This is a genomic window from Agrobacterium sp. NPDC090283, assembly GCF_044769685.1.
In the GTDB taxonomy this organism is placed as follows: domain Bacteria; phylum Pseudomonadota; class Alphaproteobacteria; order Rhizobiales; family Rhizobiaceae; genus Agrobacterium.
Window position 1 is genome coordinate 27,179 of record NZ_JBIVYG010000029.1, and the last position, 19,560, is coordinate 46,738.

Here is a 19,560-nt window from a genome sequence, read left to right on the forward strand (position 1 = left end):
AGGTTTAAACGGAGCTTATTTCAGTTTTTCGATAGGCCGCCGGGAACGGCCTCCTGCGGCAGTTCCTCCAGCGAAAATGCGCCGCTTCGAAGAGAAACGGCGCGATATGCCCGGAGCACACCTCCGGGCATATCGTTCGAAAGCTTCATCATTCCGCCGGAGGCGGACGGTCGGGCCGTTATTTCTTGACCGCAACAGCCTCGTTGATCTTGGCGACGTCATCTTCCAGAACCTTGTAGGTCTGGTCGAGCGTCAACTCGCCGACGATGAGCTGGCTCATGCGCTGCACGATCTGCTGATACATGGCGCTGCCGCCCTTGGCGCGCTCGAACTCACGGGCGGCCTGCGGCACGTTCTTCTTGTTGTCGAGGAAGACCTTCATCGCCGCCCTGGCGTTTTCGCTCTTCAGCTTGTATTGCGGATCGACGATCTCGGCGCCCGTCAGGATGACGTAGTTCTCGGCGATTTCCCGCTGCACTTTTTCCGAGCCGAGGAATTCGATGAAATGGGCGACATCCTCAGGGTATTTGGTGCGCTTGAAGCCGACAATGGCGGTGCCGCCGGGCATGGCGTAGCATCCGGCATCGCCGCAGGGCGCGTTGATCGCCGTCCATTCGAAACTGTCGCCGATCTTGTTCTGGAACGGATTGACCATCCAGTTGCCGGCGAGATAGGTCACGACATTGCCGTTGACGAACTCGTCACCCATGTTCTTGTACTGCGAACCGCCGGCCGCACCCCACATTTCCTTGGGGAAGCTGCCATTCTGCGTCCATGAATAGATATCGGCGATGTATTTTTTCGCCGCATCATCAGGGAAGCTGAACTTGCCGTCCTTCACATAGCTCGAACCATAAGCGAAAGCGCCGCCGGAGAAGCGGTGGCCGGAACGGTCCATGGTGAAGGGGATCTGCACGCCGGTCGCCTTGGCGACACGGGCGGAAGCCTCGACGATCTCGCTGAATTTCGCGGTCGGGCCGGGCAAGGGTTCACCCGCCTGCTCGAACAGGGTCTTGTTGACGAAGGGCAGGTTCAGCGTCTGCGACGCCATGTAACCGTTGATCGACTGCGGATCGTTGACATTCGGCAGGCGAAGCTGGTTGAGGCTGGAACCATGCAGCTTCGCGAAGGCTTCCGCGTCTTTCATATAAGGGCGCATGTCGAGATAATAGGGCGCAAGCTGCCAGTCGGTGATCTTGGCGATGTCAGGACCTTCGCCGACCGCAAGCTGCACCGGCAGCTGCTTGGAAACCGCGTCATAACCCGAAGACACGAAGTTGATCTTCACGCCCGGATTGGCCGTCTCGAACTCCTTGCTGAGTTCCGACATGCGCTGCACGTAACCCTGGTCGTCATCCGTAAAAAGGAAAGTAATCGTGCGGGTCTCGGCCTGGGCCGCCGCAAGACCTGCGACAGAGGCCACCACGAGGGCGCTGACGCCCGAAAACAATTTCATCATGCTCATCCTCCCAATGAAAACATTTTCATAAACCGAACGGAAGCTCCTCTGCTTAATTCGATTTATAATGTTTTGCGGCTTGACAGAATAAACGTCAAGCTGTTTGTTTTACGCAAATCTCACAAATCGACGCGGAAAAGCGAAAATTGGTTTGTGAAAATAATTTCATAAAGATCGACGGGAGGCGATCCATTATGACGGATGGACCATTTGCGGCAAACGCGTCGCAGCCGACATATACCGTCGCTAACGGCGAAACGGTGACGGCCTGGATCGTCTCCGATCTGGTGGAGACGTCTTTTCCCGGCATCGCGGCCCCCGCCGAAGACCGCGTGAACTATCGTTTCATCAATGGTTTCGTGGATGTGGGCGACCTGCCCTGCCGCAAGGCCTTCCAGCAGACCATGATCGGCCGCGACATCGCGCCCGATGCCGGCTGGCCGGTGTCGCACCTCAACCTGCCGGGCTCCAACCGCCGTGTCGAATTCACCGGCTTCTGGCATGTTCCCACCCATGTGCAGCGCTGGCTGAAGGGCACATTCCGCAGCGAGGCTGCAAGACAGGCGCATTTTCGGCTGCGCACCTGCGGCGGCGTGCGCATCTGGGTGGGCGGCGTCGAACAGGTCCGTTTCGAACCCTTCATCCGCAATGTCGAAAGCAGCCGTGACATCACGCTCGATCTTTCGGCCGGCGACAATGAGGTGCTGCTGCTCTGCGAGGATCTGGCGGAACGCGACATCATCTGGTTCTTCGAGCTTGAGGTCACCGATGCCGTGCCGCTCACCGTCGTGCTGCCCGTGCCGCTCGACCGGGAGGAGACGAAACGTCTCGCCGCGCTGGTACGCGATGTTCGCCCGGCGTGGGACGTATTTTCCGGCACGGCCCTCGAACTGGTCTTCGGGGCAGCCCCTGTCAGCGACCTGCCCGTGCATATCGCGATCAAAAGCCATGGGCATGAGCGCGCTGCGCTGGCGGAAGTGGACACCGTGCTGAAGGCCGGGCAATCCTCGCTGGCGATCCCCGGGACGGCAGGCATTTCCGACGGATATCATGGTGTAAAGATCACCATGGGTTCGGGAGCGGGAACGGTAACCCGCGTCATCGACGCCGCTTTCATGCGCAACATCGCGCCGGAAGCATCCAGTGCCGATATTACCGGGCGCAAGAAGGCCGCCCTCTCCTTCAGCGCCCGCTTCGGCGCATGGCGCATCGGCCGGGCGCTGGCGATGGTCGCCACCGGCAGCGATGACATCGAGACCATCGGCGGCATTGTCGATGCGACGCTGTATTCCATTGATCGGCGGGAAGATTGCTCCGATTTCGTCATGATCCCGCTTCTGTGGCTGGTGCGCGCCTATGGCGACCGCCTGCCGGCCGAAATGCGGGCGCGGATCGATGCCTCGATCCTCGGTTATCGTTACTGGGTGGACGAACCCGGCAATGACGTCATGTGGTTCTGGAGCGAGAACCATGTTCTCTGCTTCCACGCCAGCCAGTTATTGGCCGGCGCGTATCTGCCGGATGCCGTCTTCACCGCCTCCGGCCGCACCGGCAGGGAACAGGTGGCGCTGGCCGCCGACCGGCTGGAGCGCTGGTTCGACAGCGTCGAGGCGCATGGGCTGGCCGAATGGAATTCGGCCGCCTATTACCCCGTGGATTTCATCGGCCTTCTCGCCATCGAACATTGGGCCGGGCCGGAACTTGCCGCCCGCGCCCGCCACCAGCTCGATCTCATCTTCGAGATGATCGCACTGCACACGCTCGGCGGCGTTCCCTCCGGCTCCCAGGGCAGAGCCTATGACAAGGAGTTGCGCGCCGGACCGCTGACGGAGTTGGCGCCGTTTGCGCAGGTGGCCTTCGGTCGGGGCTGGCTCAACAATGGCGTCGCCTCGCTGCCGATGTTCTGCTGCGGCGACTACCTGCCGCCGGCGCATCTTGCCGCCCTTTCGCGGCTGGAAAGCGGCCGTATGGTCGAGGCGCGGTATGCGCAGGGGCTGGAGCCCGGCAAGCTCGTGCTGTTCAAGAACGAGGCCGCCCAGCTTTCCACCGTTGTCGACCACAAGACCGGCCGCAAGGGCCATCAGCAGCACGTCATGGATATCAAACTCGCCGGCCATCCGATGGCGCGGCTCTGGGTCAACCATCCCGGCGAGGACGATCCGTGGGGTACACAGCGCCCCTCCTATTGGGCGGGAAGCGGCATCCTGCCGCGCGTGGCGCAACATCGCGATCTGGCGATGCTGATCTTCGATACGCAGGATCACCGCAACGACTGGACCCATGCCTATCTCGGCCGCGACGGGCTGGACGAGGTGCTGGTGGAGGGCAACTGGCTCATCACCCGCTCGGGCCGGGGTTTTGCCGCGCTTTATGCGACCAACGGACTTGAACCCATCACCTCCGGTGCCACCGCCAACCGCGAGATCAGATCGCCCGGCCGCCGCGCCGGCTGGGTCGGAGTCATCGGCTGCGGGGATGTCGCGGAGTTTGCCCGTTTTCGGGAAAAAATCCTCGCCACGCAGGTAACCTTCGATGCCGAAAGCCGGCGGCTCTCGGTCACGCCGCCCTGCGGCCCGGACGTTACCCTCACCTGGGACGGCGCATTCGCCATCGGCGTGCAGGCCATGGCCTTCGACCATGACCAGCCCCAGCCGGAAATCACCTACGACAGTGCCGACCCCGCATCGGGCGGCGCGGCACAACCATTCTACTCCTAAGCGGAATTGACAGATGAACCAGCCAAGCATGGAAAAAGACACTCTCAGGACGACGATCGACAATGTCGCCGCCGCCTTCAGCCGCCTCAAGGGCATTCAGGAAGGTCTGGTTAGCGGCAGTTCCGACGGCAAGATCCAGTTCGACGAATGGGACTGGGAAGTGGGTGTGGGCCTCTACGGCTTCCTGCGCCGGGCTCTCGCCGCCAATGACCGGAAGGCATTGGACGACCTCGTGACATGGTATGGCTGGCAGATCGAGCGTGGCCTGCCGCCGCGCCAGATCAACAGTTCCGCCCCGATGCTGCCGCTCGTCATCCTCACCGAACATGTCGACCGGCCGGATTTCCGGGCCCTGGTGGAAGACTGGGCCGACTGGCTGGTGCATCAATTGCCGAAAACCGAAGATGGCGGCTTCCAGCACGTCGTCAAGGAGCGGCTGAACGAAGGCGAATTATGGGACGACACGCTGTTCATGGCATGTCTGTTCCTTGCCCGCGCCGGTGTCGTCTGCAAACGTCAGGACTGGATCGATGAAGCGGTCTACCAGTTCATGGTGCATACGCGTTATCTGTCGGATCCCGTCACCGGGCTCTGGTATCACGGCTGGACCTTCAAGGGCCGCCACAATTTCGCGGATGCCTTCTGGGCGCGCGGCAATTCCTGGATCACGGTTGCCATTCCCGAACTCTTCGAACTGGTGCCGACGCTTGGCGAAAAGGACAAACGTTTCCTCGCCAATGTGCTTTCAAGCCAGGTGCGGTCGCTGAGGCAATATCAGCGCGAGGACGGCATGTTCCACACGCTTCTCGACGACCCGACCTCGCCGGTGGAAACATCGGCAACGGCAGGCATCGCCTATGGCATTCTGCGCGGCATCGAAGCCGGTATTCTCGGAGAAGAGAACAGGCCGCATGCGGAGCGTGCGCTGAAAGCGGTGCTCGGCAATATCGATGACGAAGGTGTTGTCCACGGCGTCTCCGACGGCACGCCGATGGGCCATGATCTCGAATTTTACCGCCGCATTCCCAATCTGCCCACGCCTTACGGGCAGGCGCTGACGATGCTGCTCCTGATCGACGTATTTCTGAAAAGGCCGCAGGTATCATGAGTGCTCAAACCAATATCACCATTGCCGCCGTGGGGCGCGATGCCACTGCCGATATCCAGCAGGCAATCGATACGGTATCGGACGCAGGCGGCGGATGTGTATCACTCGCAGCCGGACGCCATGTCAGCGGTGGGCTTCATCTTAAAAGCGGCGTGGAACTGCACCTTGCCGAAAATGCGGTGCTTGCGCCCGTTTCCGATTACGGAGCCTATGCCGATACGACGGTTTCGGTCATCGCCGAAGATTCCAACCGTGGCATGATCATCGCCAGGGGCGCGCGTGACATCGCCGTCACCGGCCCCGGCCGCATCGAGGCCGGCGGTGAAAACTTCATCGTCGGCGACGACAAGGCCATGGGCACCTATGTCCCGGCGAAAAAACGCCCGCGCGTCATGGTGCTGGAGGCCTGCCGCAGGGTGCGCCTCGAAAACCTCCACGTCAGCGGCTCACCCATGTGGACGCTGCATATGGTCGATTGCGAAGACCTTCACTTCCGCAATCTCCGCATCGAAAACGACCGCCGCCTGCCCAATACCGATGGCATCGTGCTGGATGCCTGCCGGCGCGCCTTGATCGAGGATTGCTCCATCTCGACCGCCGATGACGGCATCTGCCTGAAGACCAGCGCCGGGCCGGACGGCAAGGCGGTCGGCGCCTGCGCCGATATCACCGTTCGCCGCTGCACCGTTTCCAGCATGAGCTGCGCCCTGAAGCTCGGCACGGAATCCTTCGGCGATTTCACCAATGTCGTGTTCGAGGATTGCAAAATCGTCCAGTCCAATCGCGGCGTCGGCCTGTTCTCCCGTGATGGCGGCGCGATGCGCAACATCCGGTTTTCGAGGATAGAGACCGAATGCCACGAAACGCCGGGCGGCTTCTGGGGCTCGGGTGAGGCTGTCACCGTCACCGTCGTCGATCGTCGCCCCGAACGCCGGGCCGGCAGCGTCGACAATCTGGTCGTGGAAGACTTAAGCGGTTCGATGGAAGGGGCGATCAACCTCGTCGCCACCTCGAAGGCCGGTATTCATAATGTCCGGCTGGAGCGTATCACGCTGTCGCAGCAGCCCGGCAAGCTCGGCACCGGCCTGCAATATGATCTGCGCCCAACCAATGCCGATATTGCGCCAAGCCCCCACGCCGCCGGCCGCGCCAATGCCTGGACGCAGGATGCGCAGGGCAGGATCGTCGGAATGGAGGACTATCCCGGCGGAATGCCCGCCGTCTATCTTGCCGGCGTAGAGGGATTTTCGGCGCGCGATGTCGCCATTAAAAGAATGATGCCCTTGCCCGGGGGCTGGAACAGCCAAGAGATCGTCGCGACGACGAACTTGCCCGAAGGGAGCAGGTAATGGGAAGTCTGAAACTCGAAAACCTCAACAAGGCATTCGGCGCCGTTCATGTGCTGCATGACATCGACCTCGATATTGAAGACGGCGAATTCGTCGTTTTCGTCGGCCCCTCGGGCTGCGGAAAATCGACGCTGCTGCGCATCATCGCCGGCCTTGAGGATGTCACCTCAGGCACCATTGCCATCGGAGGGCGCGATGTCAGCGCGCTGTCGCCGGCCGAGCGCAAGATCGCCATGGTGTTCCAGTCCTATGCGCTTTATCCGCATATGAGCGTGCGCAAGAACCTTGCCTTCGGCCTCGAAAATCTCCGTTTCAAGCGGGCGGAAATCGAAAGCCGCATCAACGAGGCGGCGCGCATGCTGGCCATCGAGCCCTATCTCGACCGCAAGCCGAAGCAGCTTTCCGGCGGTCAGCGCCAGCGCGTCGCCATCGGCCGCGCCATCGTGCGCGAGCCTGACATCTTCCTGTTCGACGAGCCGCTCTCCAACCTCGATGCGGCGCTGCGCGTGCAGACCCGCGCCGAAATCACCCGCCTGCATCGCGATATCAAGACGACGATGATCTATGTCACCCACGATCAGGTGGAGGCCATGACCATGGCCGACAAGATCGTGGTGCTGCGGGCCGGATGCATCGAGCAGGTGGGCACCCCGCTCCAGCTTTTTGACAATCCGCGCAACCTCTTCGTTGCCGGTTTCCTCGGTTCGCCGCGCATGAACATGTTGAAAGGCACCATCACCAAGGGCAGCGACGGCAGCATCGCCATCGACGCCGGTTATGGCGTGTCCCTGCCCTGCCTCGTCGATCCGGCAACCGTCAGCCCCGGACAGGCGGTTCTGGCGGGCATCCGCCCTTCGCATTTCACCATCACCGACAATGCCGGCCTGCCCTTCGAGGTGCAATATCACGAAAGCCTCGGCACCGAGACCTATCTCTATGGCAATCTTGAGGGCGAGAAGGAGCAGATCATCGTGCATCAGGCGGGCCACTTCGCGCCCGCCTCCGGCTCGGTGCTGAAGATCATGCCGGCGCGGGAAAAGGTGCATGTCTTCGATCCCGTAACCGAACTGGCGCTGCCGCGCCTTGAGAGCGAAGGGAGAGGTTAGCATGGCCAATCCGACGCTTGCGAGACTGTCCGACCGTGCGCTCGATGCCGTGATGGCGATTGCCGAAGTGCCGCTCAACTTCATCGAGCGGCTGATCGGCAAAAGGCGCATGCCCTATATTTTCCTGATGCCGAACCTCGTTCTTTTCGGCATCTTCACCTTCCTGCCGATTGCCATTGCCGTCGGTTACGCCTTCACCGGCGGCACCGAACTCCTGATCACCGATCGCCCCTTCGTCGGGCTGGAAAATTTCGGCAAGCTGCTGGATTGCCAGAGCTACATGGACCCCGGAAGCTGCCGGGAATCGCTGTTCTGGACGGCGATCTGGAACACGCTGTGGTTCGTCGGTTTCAACGTCATCGCCACGCTGCTGGTCGCGCTCATCACCGCCCTCATCCTCAACCGGGCGATTGCCGCGCGCGGTTTTTTCCGCGCCATGTTTTTTTATCCGGTGCTGCTGTCGCCCGTCGTCATCGGCCTCATCTGGAAATGGTTTCTGGACCGCAATGGCCTGCTCAACGCCTTTTTCCAGATGCTGGGCGTACCGCCGGAAATCTTCCTGCTGGATGTCGGCTGGTCGCGATTCTTCGTGGTGGTGGTCTCAGTCTGGTTCCATATGGGCTTTTATACGCTGATCCTGCTGGCCGGCCTTCAGGCCATCCCGAAGGACCTTTATGAAGCCGCCGCTATCGATGCCGCCTCACCCCGGCGCACGCTATTGCGCATCACCCTGCCGCTTCTCGGCCCCAACCTGCTTGTCGTGCTCATCCTCCTGATGATCCGCTCGGTACAGATCTTTGATGAAGCATGGGTTCTGACCAATGGCGGCGGACCGGGCACGGCCAATACATTCGTCGTGCAATATATCTACCAGATGGCCTTCGGCAGCGATCTGAGGCTGTTCGGCCTTGCATCCGCCGCATCGGTTCTCATGGGCCTTGTGCTTCTCGCACTCACCCTCGTGCAGCTGCGCCTCGGCAAAAAGATGGAGTCCTGACCATGTCCAACGCCGTCTCCTTCCTCACGCGCACCCGCCGCCCCGGCCGGATCGGCCTCACCGATATCCTCTCCTGGGTCTGGCTCATCGGCGGCACGCTCGCCGTCCTCATCCCGGTCGTCTGGGCCGCCATGTCATCGCTGAAACCGGAAGCCGAAATCACCCGCTTTCCGCCGAGCCTTCTGCCGCGCGCCGCCGTGCAGGTGGAAGTGCAGGGTTACGACAAACCGCTCAGCCTGTGGAAAGCCCCCATCGACGGCACGGAGCGCGAAATGGCCATGGTCCGCCGCATCGGCCTGAAAGCCCAGATGGTCGATCCGGCCAATCCCGGCCCACCCGTCAGCGTCGACACGCGGGAAATAACACCTGTCCAGAAACTGACCATCGCGACGGAGAATTTTACCGATCCGCTGACCCGCTTCAGCTTCCTGACCTTCCTCAAGAATTCGGTCTTCGTCACCTTCGTCGCGACGGTCCTGACGCTGATCGTCAATGCCATGGCCGCCTTTGCCCTCTCCAAATACCGCTTCCGCGGCGAAAAGGCGATCTTCGTGCTGATCATCTCCACCCTGATGATCCCGCTCACCGTCGTCATGGTACCGGCCTATCTGGTCATCGTCGGCGTCGGCCTCGTCGACAATCTCTGGGGCGTCATCATCCCCACCGTGGCCACGCCAACCGGCGTGTTCCTACTCAGGCAATATATGCTGACCATCCCCGACGAGCTGATCGAGGCGGCCCGTGTGGATGCGGCCAGCGAATTCCGCATCTTCTGGCGCATCATCCTGCCGCTGACGGCGCCGGCGCTCGCGGTTCTCGCCATCTTCTCGGTGCTCTGGCGCTGGAACGACTTCCTCTGGCCGCTGATCGTTCTCAGCAGCCGCGAAAACTTCACGCTGCAGGTGGGCCTGAACGCCTTCCAGGGCGAGTTCTCGGTGCAATGGCACTATATCCTTGCCATGACCTTCCTCAGCCTGGCGCCCGTCACCGTCGTGTTCCTGTTCCTGCAGCGTTACATCACGACAGGGATTGCGGGGACGGGGATGAAGTGAGGGGAGCATTGCGGTTTGCGATGAAACCGCAGCCCCGTTGGCAATTCGGATGGCGCGGGCCCATCCCTCCGTCATACCGGCCTTGAGCCGGTATCCAGCCGACGCGCGTCTGCGCGTCGAGAAGAGTCCCTTCAGCCCAAGACTTGGGCTGGCTGGATTCCGGCTCAAGGCCGGAATGACGGAAAGAAAAACGACCGCCCCAAAGACATATGGCTACCAGCAGAGGCGGCCGAGGACCCTACCTCGGCGGCTGCGCGATGCTGCCCCTTAACACCAGCCGACAGCCGAGTTCCAGCCGATGGGCGGGGCGAGTCGGATCAGCCGCCACAAGCCGCTGCTCCAGCAGCGCAAGCGCCGCAGCACCCAGCCTGTCGGCGGGCAACTGGATGGTGCTGAGCGGCGGTGCACTGAAGGCCGCCGGCATGATATCGTCAAACCCCAGCACCGAAACATCGTCCGGCACCCGGATACCGGCCTCCGTCAGGGCCTTCAGACAGCCAAGCGCCAGATTGTCGGCGGCGCAGAAAATGGCGGTGGCGTTTCGGAGAGGCTTTTCTTCGGCCAGCAGGCTGCGGATCGCGGCCTCGCCCCATTCGGGCTCGTAACTTTCCACCTCGATGACCATATCGGCGGGAACACTGAGGCCTGCCGCGAGATACGCATCGCTATAACCATCGTAACGGCGGCGGATCGTCGTGCGCCCCTTCCAGGTAACATGCAGGATATTGCGATGCCCGAGCGACAGCAGATGCTCGATGCCGAGCCGCGCGCCAAAACGGTTTTCCGCCGTCACCGTATCGACGATCATGGCCGGGTCTTCGCCGTTGATCAGCACCACCGGCCGGCCAAGCGCAGACAGCGCCGCAACCAGTTGCGGCCTGTCATCATTGAGAACCACGATCCCATCGACATTGTCGGCGTCCGCCGCCGCCGCCACCGCGGCAGGATCGAGCCGGCTCGTGGCGCTGACATAAGGAACGATGCGAATGCCGCGCCGCTCGCATTCGCGTCGAAAACCGTTCAGCATCGTCCAGCTGACCATGTTGAGGTCGCTCTGCGGTGCCGCATCGTTGGTCATGGCCAGAAGCACGACGCGCAGCGTGGCGATGGTCGCCTTCTGCCGGCGGTTCTCGAGATAACCGAGCGTGCGGGCCGCCTCCAGCACCCGTTCGCGAACCTGCGTGGTCAAGGGCGCGGTGCCGTTGATGGCGTGCGAAGCCGTGCTCAGCGAAACATTCGCCTCCCGCGCCACGTCCTTAAGCGTCGTTTTCCTGTCTATTTTCATAAAGGGGAAATTCAACCACTCTTCTTCGGACGGTGCGGGCAGAAAGCCTGCCTCACGCAGTCGATCTGAAGAATACCCGTGCCTGTTTGCTGTTCTCTAGTCTGCGGAAGACTACAGCATCATCCGTAAATGCGGAATTGATTTCTCTTGGTTTTTTGTGACCGGCCACATATTGGATTAAGCAGATTTCGAAATCATCTTTCTCTCATCGCTTCGGATATCACCTCCGCTAGCGGCGAGAACAGATACTCCAGAATTCGCCGTTGTCCTGTCTTGATTTCTACAGTTACGCTCATGCCAGGCGTAACCGGCACAAGTCGGCCATTGATTTGCATCGCACTATCCCGGAGAGCGACGGTAATAGGAAAAACAAGATTTTGTACTCTTTGTGCATTACCCGTAGGGACAATGGATTGGGTAGTTTGAGCAATCGTTGACTCGAGATTCTGAGCATCGGGTTCCGAAATGGCATCCGCGGAGATATGCTTCAAAATGAACGCCTTCTGCGCGTCGGAAAAGTTCGATGTTTCATTGCTTCCGCTCCTGTTCCCAGCCGGGAATCTAGCGCGAAAAACTCCAATAAAAAACGATTCAGTTTTCGTGGATCAGAGCAGGGATGCGGTAGGCCAAGTCCTCACGATGTTCGAACCGCAAGAATGCGCCAACTACTTCATATCACGCGGATATGATCCCGAGTAAAGTGGACGTGCTCTTGCTCCAACTTAAATCAGATTTCTGAAATGAGAATTTATATTCTAGAGCTTCAAGGCGTCTCTAAACCAGAGCCCTTTCAAAACATTAGAGGACTTGCACGCACTATAGAGTACCGCATCACAAATAGGCTTTGTCGCAAGCTTGGGCTGAACAAAAACATGCGCGTTACCAATAATTTCTTCATTAAAGCGCAGGCTAGCGCCGCCTGCGACGCTGTAAAGCTTCACATCTTCGCCGGTCTGATGATCCGGATAATATTTAACGCGAACATCGGAGGCTTCTTCGTCCAGCGCATCAATGCATCTGATAACATCGCATAGAAAATGTGTCGGCCCTGCTGATCCATCATCTAGTGTGTAATCGCATTCAGCGAAGGCAAATCCCTCTGGATCAACAGTTTCAAATATTTGCTTCAGCCGCTCGGAAATGAACCAATAACCGCTCAGCGTCCCCTCCAGATCGCGGGGTGGCTTACCCTGCTTTTTATTATAGGCAATGTGCGGTTTTTCTTTCAATTCAGGAAAGCCGCCCCCTTCAGGGCGAACGATCATACGAGGCGGAGTCAACAGTTTCTCTTCGTTGACAAAAACGAGACCATGGCCTGGACCACCGCCTGTGATGTCGGGGCCAAATACGTAGAACTTTCTGTCGCCACCATGGCGGTGGGGAACGGGAGCGGCTTTAACGTCGTCCACAGTCAACTCCGAAATTAAATTTCACAAAATATTCTACGTCGCCCGACTTGACTTGGTCCAACAAAATCACTCGATGGACAACACCACATGGCGCATGAGCCGACGCGCCCCATCGGCCTTCGCTGACGATAGTCTTCAGTTTGGCAATTATCAGACTATTCGTAGTCGCGCGGTAATTCCGTAAAAATCATTTTTTTTAAGTTGCACCGAACATCAATATGAATTCACTCAGCCTGTCAATAACAAATAGCAAAACAAATAATAAAATTAATATAATTCTCTAATTATTATAATATAAAAATGGAATTAATAGTAAGCATTATGAAAATGTAAAACAAAAATTTTAATTCTATTCATCGAAAATATCGGAGAACTTCCTAGCAATAATGGTATGAAAAGGGCAAACGGCATCGCCGCTGCTATAAAAACAATTGCCGCAGCGAGATGCTCGATAGCCGTTTTTCGGCAACTAAGCTTCTCTCCACTATCTGGGGGGGAGTGACATAATTCTAGTTTTGCCGAGTCGTTTGCGCTTCGGTTCTGTAGTGTTCCGTAGATGAATCTGAGACGGTGCGGCAACATTCGCGAACACAATAATTTTGCAACGGTCCCCGAAGGAGTGAAAAAGAAGAGCTTCACCGTTCTGAGTGGTCTCTATCGGCATCGGTTTAAACTGCATAATGAAACGCCGCCCGCGGCGAACCACGGGCGGCAAGGCGGTCAGAGCGCCTGGGAGATATGGTCGATGCTGCTCTTCACGGCAGCGGCCGGGTCCTTCAATTCGTGCACCTCGGTTGCAAAGGGCTCGAAGCTGTAAGGCCCCTTGTAACCTGCCGCCTCCAGCGCCCTGATCTGGGCGATATTTTCCAGCCGGTCGCCGCCATCCACGAGAACGCGGTGGGCGTCCAGCATGTCGGCTACGGAGACGGCGGGGTCGGTGACGCCGGAAATATGCACGAGGCCGGTGCGCTCGGGGAAGAATTCGGTCTCGCCCGCGAGGTGATGGTGGAAGGTGTCATGCACCAGCTTATAGACATCACCGCCGCCGGCGGCATCGATTGCCCTCACGGCCTCGGCCTTGGTGCGCAGCGAGGAGACCGGGAAGCCGAGCGGCTCGACGAGGCCTGTCAGGCCGCGTTCCTCGAGGATCGGTTTCATGGCCTTCAGCGCCGTGACGAGATCGTCAAAAGACACCGAAGTGCCGTCATTGAGCGGGCACATGACCAACGCCTTGGCACCGCTTGCCGCGGCATAATCGGCCATGGCGACAGCCCGCAAAGGCAGGTCGCCCGACCAGACGTTGAAGGGGTAAAGCGCATTGATCGAGATGATCGTCACGCCGGCCTTTTCGGCTGCCGCCTTTACCGCGGCCGGATCCACCGTGCCGACGATATCAGGCAGATCATTGCGGATTTCGACTTCGGTGAGGCCGAGTTCACGGGCGGTTGCGAAGAACGCCTCAAGGGAAAGCTTCGGCGCGGTGATGTGGTTGATGGCAAAACGCATGAAAGACCTCACTGATAAAGGGCGGGACGGGCCGGCAGTTCGATGGCGACCGCAGCTCCTTGCGTTTCCTGCGCGGCGACGCAGGCGTCGGAGGTGATGGCGGCCATGTAGCCGTCCCAGGAATTCGGTCCGGACGCCGTGCCCTTCGCCGCCGCATGGATGAAATCCTGCAATTCCACATCGTAGCTGGCGATGAAGCGGTCTTTCCAGTCGGTCAGAATGTCGTTCTGCAGCTTGGCGCCAAGGCGCGTCTGCACCGACATCGGCTCCGGCAGGCTGGCAATGCCGTCTTCCCCCACCACCTGGCACTGGATATCGTAGCCATAATGGCAATTGACGAAGATTTCGACGTCGATGATCGTGCCCTTGGCGGTTTCCAGAATGACGATCTGCGGGTCCTTCAGCTTGCCATGGCTGCGGGCGGCGGAGCGGGGAAAGAGGACGCGGGCCGAAACATAGTCATCATCAAGCAGCCAGCGCAGCACGTCGATCTCATGGATCATCGTGTCATGGATCGCCATCGGGGTGACATATTGCTCGGGAACCGCAGGGTTGCGGTGGGCGGCATGCACCATGATCGGCGCGCCGATCCTGTTATCCACGGCCTGTTTCAGCGCCACGTAACCGGCATCATAACGGCGCATGAAGCCCACCTGAACCAGCCGTTTGCCATGCGCCACTTCGGCGTCGACGATGCGTCTTGCGCCTTCGGCCGTTGTCGCCAGCGGTTTTTCGCAAAAACACGGTTTGCCGGCGGCAATGGCCGCCAGCACATATTGCTCATGCGTCGCGCCCCATGAGGTGACAAGCACGGCATCCACGTCAGGCGATGCGATCAGCTCTTCGCCGGTGGCGAACACGACGGCATCCGGGGCGATGTCGTTTTTGACCGCCTCGGCCGAGGCGCGGTTGACGTCGCTCAGCGCAACGATCTTGGCGCCGCCCAGAACCTTGTTGATACGGCGGGCGTGATCACGCCCGATTGCGCCGGTGCCGACGACACCAATTCTCACAGTCATCTGAAATACCTCATTTCCAGTATTTGGCGACGTATCGCCGGGTTTCGCTGAGCATGAACCGCGCGCTTTCATCGACGCGATCCTCCCAGGCAAAGACGCAGTTCGACAGCACGCCATCGAATTTCATGTCGGCAAGCGTCGCAAAGAAAATCTCCCAGTCGATCTCGCCCTGGCCGAAATCGGTGTGCTGATGCACCCTGACCTTCGAGCCGGGCGGATTGACGATGTAACGCAGCTGCGACGACTTGTTGTGGTCATAGGTATCGGCAAGGCGCACATGCACCAGATGGCCCTCGGTCGCACGCAGGTTCGCCACCATGTCCGGCCCGTAAAAGAACGTATGCGGTGCGATGAAGGAGGCCTTCACCGCCTTGGAATTGATGGTTTTGATGATGTCGATGGCCGGCGCGATCTCCTCGATCCAGTCTTCGGGATGCGCCTCCAGCGACAGCACCAGCCCTTCCCGCTCGAGGATCGGCACCAGAATATCCATGGCGCGGAAGAACTGCGCCTCGCAGGTTTCCGGGCGATGCAGGCCGGAGCGGTCGTTAAGGCTACGATCCGGCGAGCCGCCGCGGCCGAATTCCGAAACGAACATCGGGCATTCCATCTCGACGGCAATCTCGATGGCGCGTTTCCAGTTGTCGATCGCCACCTCCCATTCGTCCGGATAGGGGCTTGCCCAGCGATACATGGGCTGCAGCGTGGCAAGGCCGACACCATGGTCCTTCAGCGCCTTTTTGAATTCGGCGACCCGTTCGGGATAGACCTTCGGCCGTGTCCACCAGGAAAGGAAATCCGGGCGCGGCGAAAGTTCGACATAGTCATAACCAAGGTCTGCGACCTTGCGGCAGGTTTCGGCGAGGGATAGGTGCCGGAACATGTGGGGATCGAGCGTATGTTTCATGGCTGTTTCCAGTGGAGTGATAAACGGGCCGGGGCCGAAGCCCCTTCTATTTCGCGTAGGCGGACATGTTTTCGGGGGTAACGAGTTCGAAAGGCACCCAGAGCGTCTTTTCAGCACTCTGCCCGGCAGCGGCCTTCACCGCCGTCTGCACGGAGACTTCGCCCTGCTTCGTCGCGTTCTGGTAGACGGTGATATCGAGATCGCCGGCCTGCATGGCGGCAAGCCCATCAGGCGTGGCGTCGATGCCGGCGATGACGACATCCTTCATGGAAACGCCCGCTGCCTTGAGCGCCTGCGCGGCGCCGATCGCCATTTCATCATTATTGGCGATGACGGCATCGAACTGGATGCCCGCCGTCAGCCAGGATGAAACGAGGTCCTGCGCCTGCGTCCGGCTCCAGTTCGCCGTCTGCTTTTCGAGGATGTCGATCTTGCAGTCCGGTTTGGAAAACACCGTTTCGACATCCTTGGTGCGCACCAGCGCCGCGTGGTTTTCCAATGGCCCCATCAGGATGACGGCCTTGCCCTTGCCGCCCATCAGCTTGCAGGCGGCTTCAGCTTCCATGGTGCCGGAATCGAGTTCGTTGGAACCGACAAAGGCCGTTCCGTCAGGCAGGCCGGATTCCAGTTCCGCCGGCGGATGATTGACATAAACCAGCGGAATTTTGGCGGCTGATGCGGCCTTGGTGATTGCGGCAGTGGCGTCGCCATCCACGGCATTGACGATGATCGCATCGACACCATTGGCGATGAAATTCTGCACCTGATTGAGCTGCTTCGACGGATCAAGCTGGGCATCCTCAACCAGAAGCTCGATGTTTTTATCGCGCCCGGCCTCGGCCCTGATGCCGTTGAGCAGGATCGTCAGAAACGGATTGTCGAAAGACGTCATCGAGACCGCGATGCGCGTCTCGGCAAGGGCCGGTGTCGCGAAAATGCAGAGTGCCGTTGCCATCAATAGTTTTTTCAAGGTTTCCTCCCGCGGAAATCGCCGCTGGTTCATCATTCCGTGTCGCCGGAGCCGGCCATCCTGCCGGCTCCGGCGCGTTCGGCCTGCCCGGCGGCACTCCCCGGGAGCGGAAAAGCCGCCTTGGCATGGCCATGGCTCAGTTCCTGGCCTGATAGTTCTTGAGGTTGTCAGGCGTCACCAGTTCGAATGGCACGAAGACCTTCTTGTCCACCGCATCGCCCTTGGCGAGTTTCAGCGCCGCATCCAGCGCACCCTTGCCCTGGCCTGCGGCGTTCTGGAAAACGCTCACATCCAGATCGCCCGCCGCCATGGCGGCCAGCGCGTCCTGCGTGGCGTCGATGCCGGCGATGATGACGCTGTCCATCGACCGGCCTGCCGCCTTCAACGACTGGATGGCGCCGATGGCCATCTCGTCATTGTTGGAAATGACGGCGTCGAACTGCACCCCGGCCGAAAGCCAGTTGGTCATCAGGTCCGAGCCTTGTGTGCGCGACCAGTTGGCGGATTGTTCCTCGACAAGCTTGATGAAGCTGCAGTCCGGCGTGGCGACCACATCCTTGATATCCTGCGTGCGCATGCGGGCCGCCTGGTTGGAAAGCTCGCCCATCATCACCACCGCCTTGGCATCCGTCTTGCCCGCCGCCTTCAACAGCCGGCAGACTTCCTGCGTCTGCAGGGTGCCGGACTGTTTTTCATCGGAGGCGACAAAGGCCTGTTTTTCCGGCAGGCTGTCGAGATTGACCGGCTGGCGGTTGACATAGACAAGCGGAATGCCGGCGGCGGCAGCGGCCTGCGAAAGCGCCACGGTCGCGTCCGTATCCACCGGATTGACGATGATGGCGTCGACACCGGCAGCGACGAAATTCTGTACCTGGCTCAGCTGCTTGCCGACATCGTTCTGCGCATCCTCGATCTGCAGCGAAACGCCGCTCATGCCCTTGGAATAATCGATCATGCCGTTGCGCAGCACCGTCAGGAAATTATCGTCGAACAGCGCCATCGAAACCCCGACGGTCTCAGCCGACGCGCTCGTTGCCAGCATGGTAGCGAGCGCTGCAATTGCAAAATGTCTTTTCATGTCGTTCTCCTCCAAAACCCTTGAAAAGAACCGGTCTCGCAACCCTCGACACATCATGCCGCAGTCGCGTACCGGCAAAAGAATGGCTGTCGCCGAAGATGAAGATCTGCGGCGTGCGGCAATCCTGAAACATCGTTATTGTCGTGGACCGGCCTCCTGCCCGCTCCACACGCAGGCAAGATTTCCCAGTCCGCACCCGGCGTCAACGGGTCAGTGGCAACCGAAACCATCAAGGCTGATAGAAAGAGACGCGGAATTTGTGATAGAATCTATCAAACCATCAAAGGCTTTCAGGAACCCACAGATGGGCGGGCACAAATCGTTGTCCCGGCGTTTCCGCCATGCCGTGTTCGATGGTGTGAACCATTGTTGTAATGAGATCGGTGCATAATTCACGGAGCGGCGTCTGGAATATGCCGCTGATACGCTTTTCCAGCAGCGCCTGGCGGGATTCGGGCGTCAGTTCATTAACAAGGCAGACGATGGTCTCCTGCCGGTTTTCCTGTTGCAGGGCCTCGATCACGCCTTCCATGCCGCCGCCGATGCAATAGATCCCGACCAGATCCCTGTGCTTGGCGATGGTGTCCATGACAAGCTCATAGGTCAGCCGCCGCGTTTCGAGCGTGATCAGCGCGTCCATCACCTCGAATTCCGGCGCATATTCCCGCATATAGCTGCGAAAGCCGGTTTCGCGCAGCGAATGACCGTGAAAACGGTGGCCACCGAGCAGCAGAAGCACCTTGCCCCTGCCGCGCGCCAGCCGCGAAATCATCCAGGCCGCCGTGCGCCCCACTTTCATGTTGTTGGCGCCGAGATAGGCTTCCCGCACCCCCTGCGCGAAATCCGAAAGCAGTGAAAATGTGGGAATGCCCCTGGCCTTCAGCGCCTCCACCGCGGCGGTGACATCATGATGGTCCGGACCGGTGGCCGCCACGGCCTGGACACGGCCCTTCATGCCCGTCAGGAGCGCCGCAAGCTCGCTCGGCTCGCCCGACTGGGCGAATTCGATGCGCAGATTGAGATGACGATCCCTGACGTTGCGCGCCGCAAGCTCCAGCTCGTCGGCAAAGGTCTGGTAAAAGGCGTGCCGTTCCTTGCGCAGGATGATGCCGAGATTATAGGACGGCAGATCGGCCAGCATGCGCTGACGAATGACGTTGGTGGCATGGAAACCGATCTTCTCCGCCGCCTCGAACACCCGCCGCGCGGTCTCCTCCCGCACCGGCAGGCGGCCGTTCAGCACCCGGTCGACGGTGGCGACGCTGACGCCGGCGGCTTTTGCGACATCGGTGATGGTCGGACGCTTCATGTTGGCTCCCGCAGGCGGAAAGATTCCTGTCATATCTCGCAAAACATGTCACGGATGATGATGGAATCCAACATGGGTGAAGGGATATGGTGGGGGAGCGCCCTCTATGTGGCACCCGCCTTACCATCCACCACGACTAGCCGCTACGACTAGTCCGCCACGCCTCCTCCCCTCATCTCTGTGCTTGTCACAGAGATCCTGTGTATTGCACTTGTGTTATAAGAGTTGCGGGCGGAAGGCCGTCGGGGTCCTGGTCGATTGAGACCGTTTGCTGGCTTTGGCCTCCGCC

The 19,560-nt window shown here is 59.8% G+C and carries 16 protein-coding genes; 6 read left to right on the forward strand and 10 right to left on the reverse strand.

What is annotated here, in order from left to right; translation table 11 throughout:
- Positions 1–178: 178 nt before the first annotated feature.
- Complete coding sequence (locus ACIQUH_RS26420; RefSeq protein WP_400820846.1) at positions 179–1,459, reverse strand: ABC transporter substrate-binding protein; 1,281 nt, start codon at positions 1,457–1,459, stop codon at positions 179–181.
- A gap of 194 nt (positions 1,460–1,653) precedes the next feature.
- On the opposite strand from ACIQUH_RS26420, the gene ACIQUH_RS26425 reads away from it, so the two are divergent.
- The 6 genes from ACIQUH_RS26425 to ACIQUH_RS26450 are packed head-to-tail and all read left to right on the forward strand — an operon-like array spanning position 1,654 to position 9,788.
- Positions 1,654–4,176 carry a hypothetical protein gene (locus tag ACIQUH_RS26425; protein WP_400820848.1) on the forward strand — a complete coding sequence of 841 codons (2,523 nt, stop codon included), beginning with the start codon at positions 1,654–1,656 and terminating at the stop codon, positions 4,174–4,176.
- 13 nt (positions 4,177–4,189) lie between these two features.
- Positions 4,190–5,284 (forward strand): glycoside hydrolase family 88 protein, encoded by a 1,095-nt coding sequence (locus tag ACIQUH_RS26430; RefSeq protein WP_400820851.1) that lies wholly within the window; start codon positions 4,190–4,192, stop codon positions 5,282–5,284.
- On the forward strand, positions 5,281–6,633 hold the full coding sequence (locus ACIQUH_RS26435) for a glycoside hydrolase family 28 protein (protein WP_400820853.1): 1,353 nt from the start codon (positions 5,281–5,283) through the stop codon (positions 6,631–6,633). Before ACIQUH_RS26430 ends, ACIQUH_RS26435 begins: the two co-directional genes overlap by 4 nt.
- Positions 6,633–7,739, forward strand: coding sequence for an ABC transporter ATP-binding protein (locus ACIQUH_RS26440; RefSeq protein WP_400820856.1), 1,107 nt, complete (start codon positions 6,633–6,635; stop codon positions 7,737–7,739). Before ACIQUH_RS26435 ends, ACIQUH_RS26440 begins: the two co-directional genes overlap by 1 nt.
- A 1-nt stretch (position 7,740) precedes the next feature.
- Complete coding sequence (locus ACIQUH_RS26445; protein ID WP_034498130.1) at positions 7,741–8,736, forward strand: carbohydrate ABC transporter permease; 996 nt, start codon at positions 7,741–7,743, stop codon at positions 8,734–8,736.
- Positions 8,737–8,738: 2 nt separating this feature from the next.
- On the forward strand, positions 8,739–9,788 hold the full coding sequence (locus ACIQUH_RS26450) for a carbohydrate ABC transporter permease (RefSeq protein WP_400820858.1): 1,050 nt from the start codon (positions 8,739–8,741) through the stop codon (positions 9,786–9,788).
- Positions 9,789–10,026: 238 nt separating this feature from the next.
- Here ACIQUH_RS26450 and ACIQUH_RS26455 read toward each other — a convergent pair whose 3' ends face one another.
- The 9 genes from ACIQUH_RS26455 to ACIQUH_RS26495 all read right to left on the reverse strand — a co-directional run bounded on the left by ACIQUH_RS26455 (position 10,027) and on the right by ACIQUH_RS26495 (position 19,271).
- Positions 10,027–11,073, reverse strand: coding sequence for a LacI family DNA-binding transcriptional regulator (locus ACIQUH_RS26455; RefSeq protein ID WP_400820861.1), 1,047 nt, complete (start codon positions 11,071–11,073; stop codon positions 10,027–10,029).
- Positions 11,074–11,267: 194 nt separating this feature from the next.
- Positions 11,268–11,564: a hypothetical protein gene (locus ACIQUH_RS26460; protein WP_400820864.1), complete on the reverse strand. Its 297-nt coding sequence runs from the start codon at positions 11,562–11,564 to the stop codon at positions 11,268–11,270.
- Positions 11,565–11,828: 264 nt separating this feature from the next.
- Positions 11,829–12,482, reverse strand: a complete 654-nt coding sequence (locus ACIQUH_RS26465) for a DUF1629 domain-containing protein (RefSeq protein WP_400820866.1) — start codon at positions 12,480–12,482, stop codon at positions 11,829–11,831.
- Between the two features lie 720 nt (positions 12,483–13,202).
- Complete coding sequence (locus ACIQUH_RS26470) at positions 13,203–13,988, reverse strand: TIM barrel protein (protein ID WP_400820868.1); 786 nt, start codon at positions 13,986–13,988, stop codon at positions 13,203–13,205.
- 8 nt (positions 13,989–13,996) lie between these two features.
- On the reverse strand, positions 13,997–15,007 hold the full coding sequence (locus ACIQUH_RS26475) for a Gfo/Idh/MocA family protein (RefSeq protein WP_400820870.1): 1,011 nt from the start codon (positions 15,005–15,007) through the stop codon (positions 13,997–13,999).
- A 10-nt stretch (positions 15,008–15,017) separates the two neighbouring features.
- Complete coding sequence (locus ACIQUH_RS26480) at positions 15,018–15,914, reverse strand: sugar phosphate isomerase/epimerase family protein (RefSeq protein WP_400820872.1); 897 nt, start codon at positions 15,912–15,914, stop codon at positions 15,018–15,020.
- A gap of 46 nt (positions 15,915–15,960) precedes the next feature.
- Positions 15,961–16,869 carry a substrate-binding domain-containing protein gene (locus ACIQUH_RS26485; RefSeq protein WP_400820885.1) on the reverse strand — a complete coding sequence of 303 codons (909 nt, stop codon included), beginning with the start codon at positions 16,867–16,869 and terminating at the stop codon, positions 15,961–15,963.
- Between the two features lie 151 nt (positions 16,870–17,020).
- A complete protein-coding gene (locus ACIQUH_RS26490; protein ID WP_400820875.1) occupies positions 17,021–17,962 on the reverse strand; it encodes a sugar ABC transporter substrate-binding protein in 942 nt (313 codons plus the stop codon).
- A 280-nt stretch (positions 17,963–18,242) separates the two neighbouring features.
- Positions 18,243–19,271, reverse strand: coding sequence for a LacI family DNA-binding transcriptional regulator (locus ACIQUH_RS26495; protein ID WP_400820877.1), 1,029 nt, complete (start codon positions 19,269–19,271; stop codon positions 18,243–18,245).
- Between the last annotated feature and the right edge of the window lie 289 nt (positions 19,272–19,560).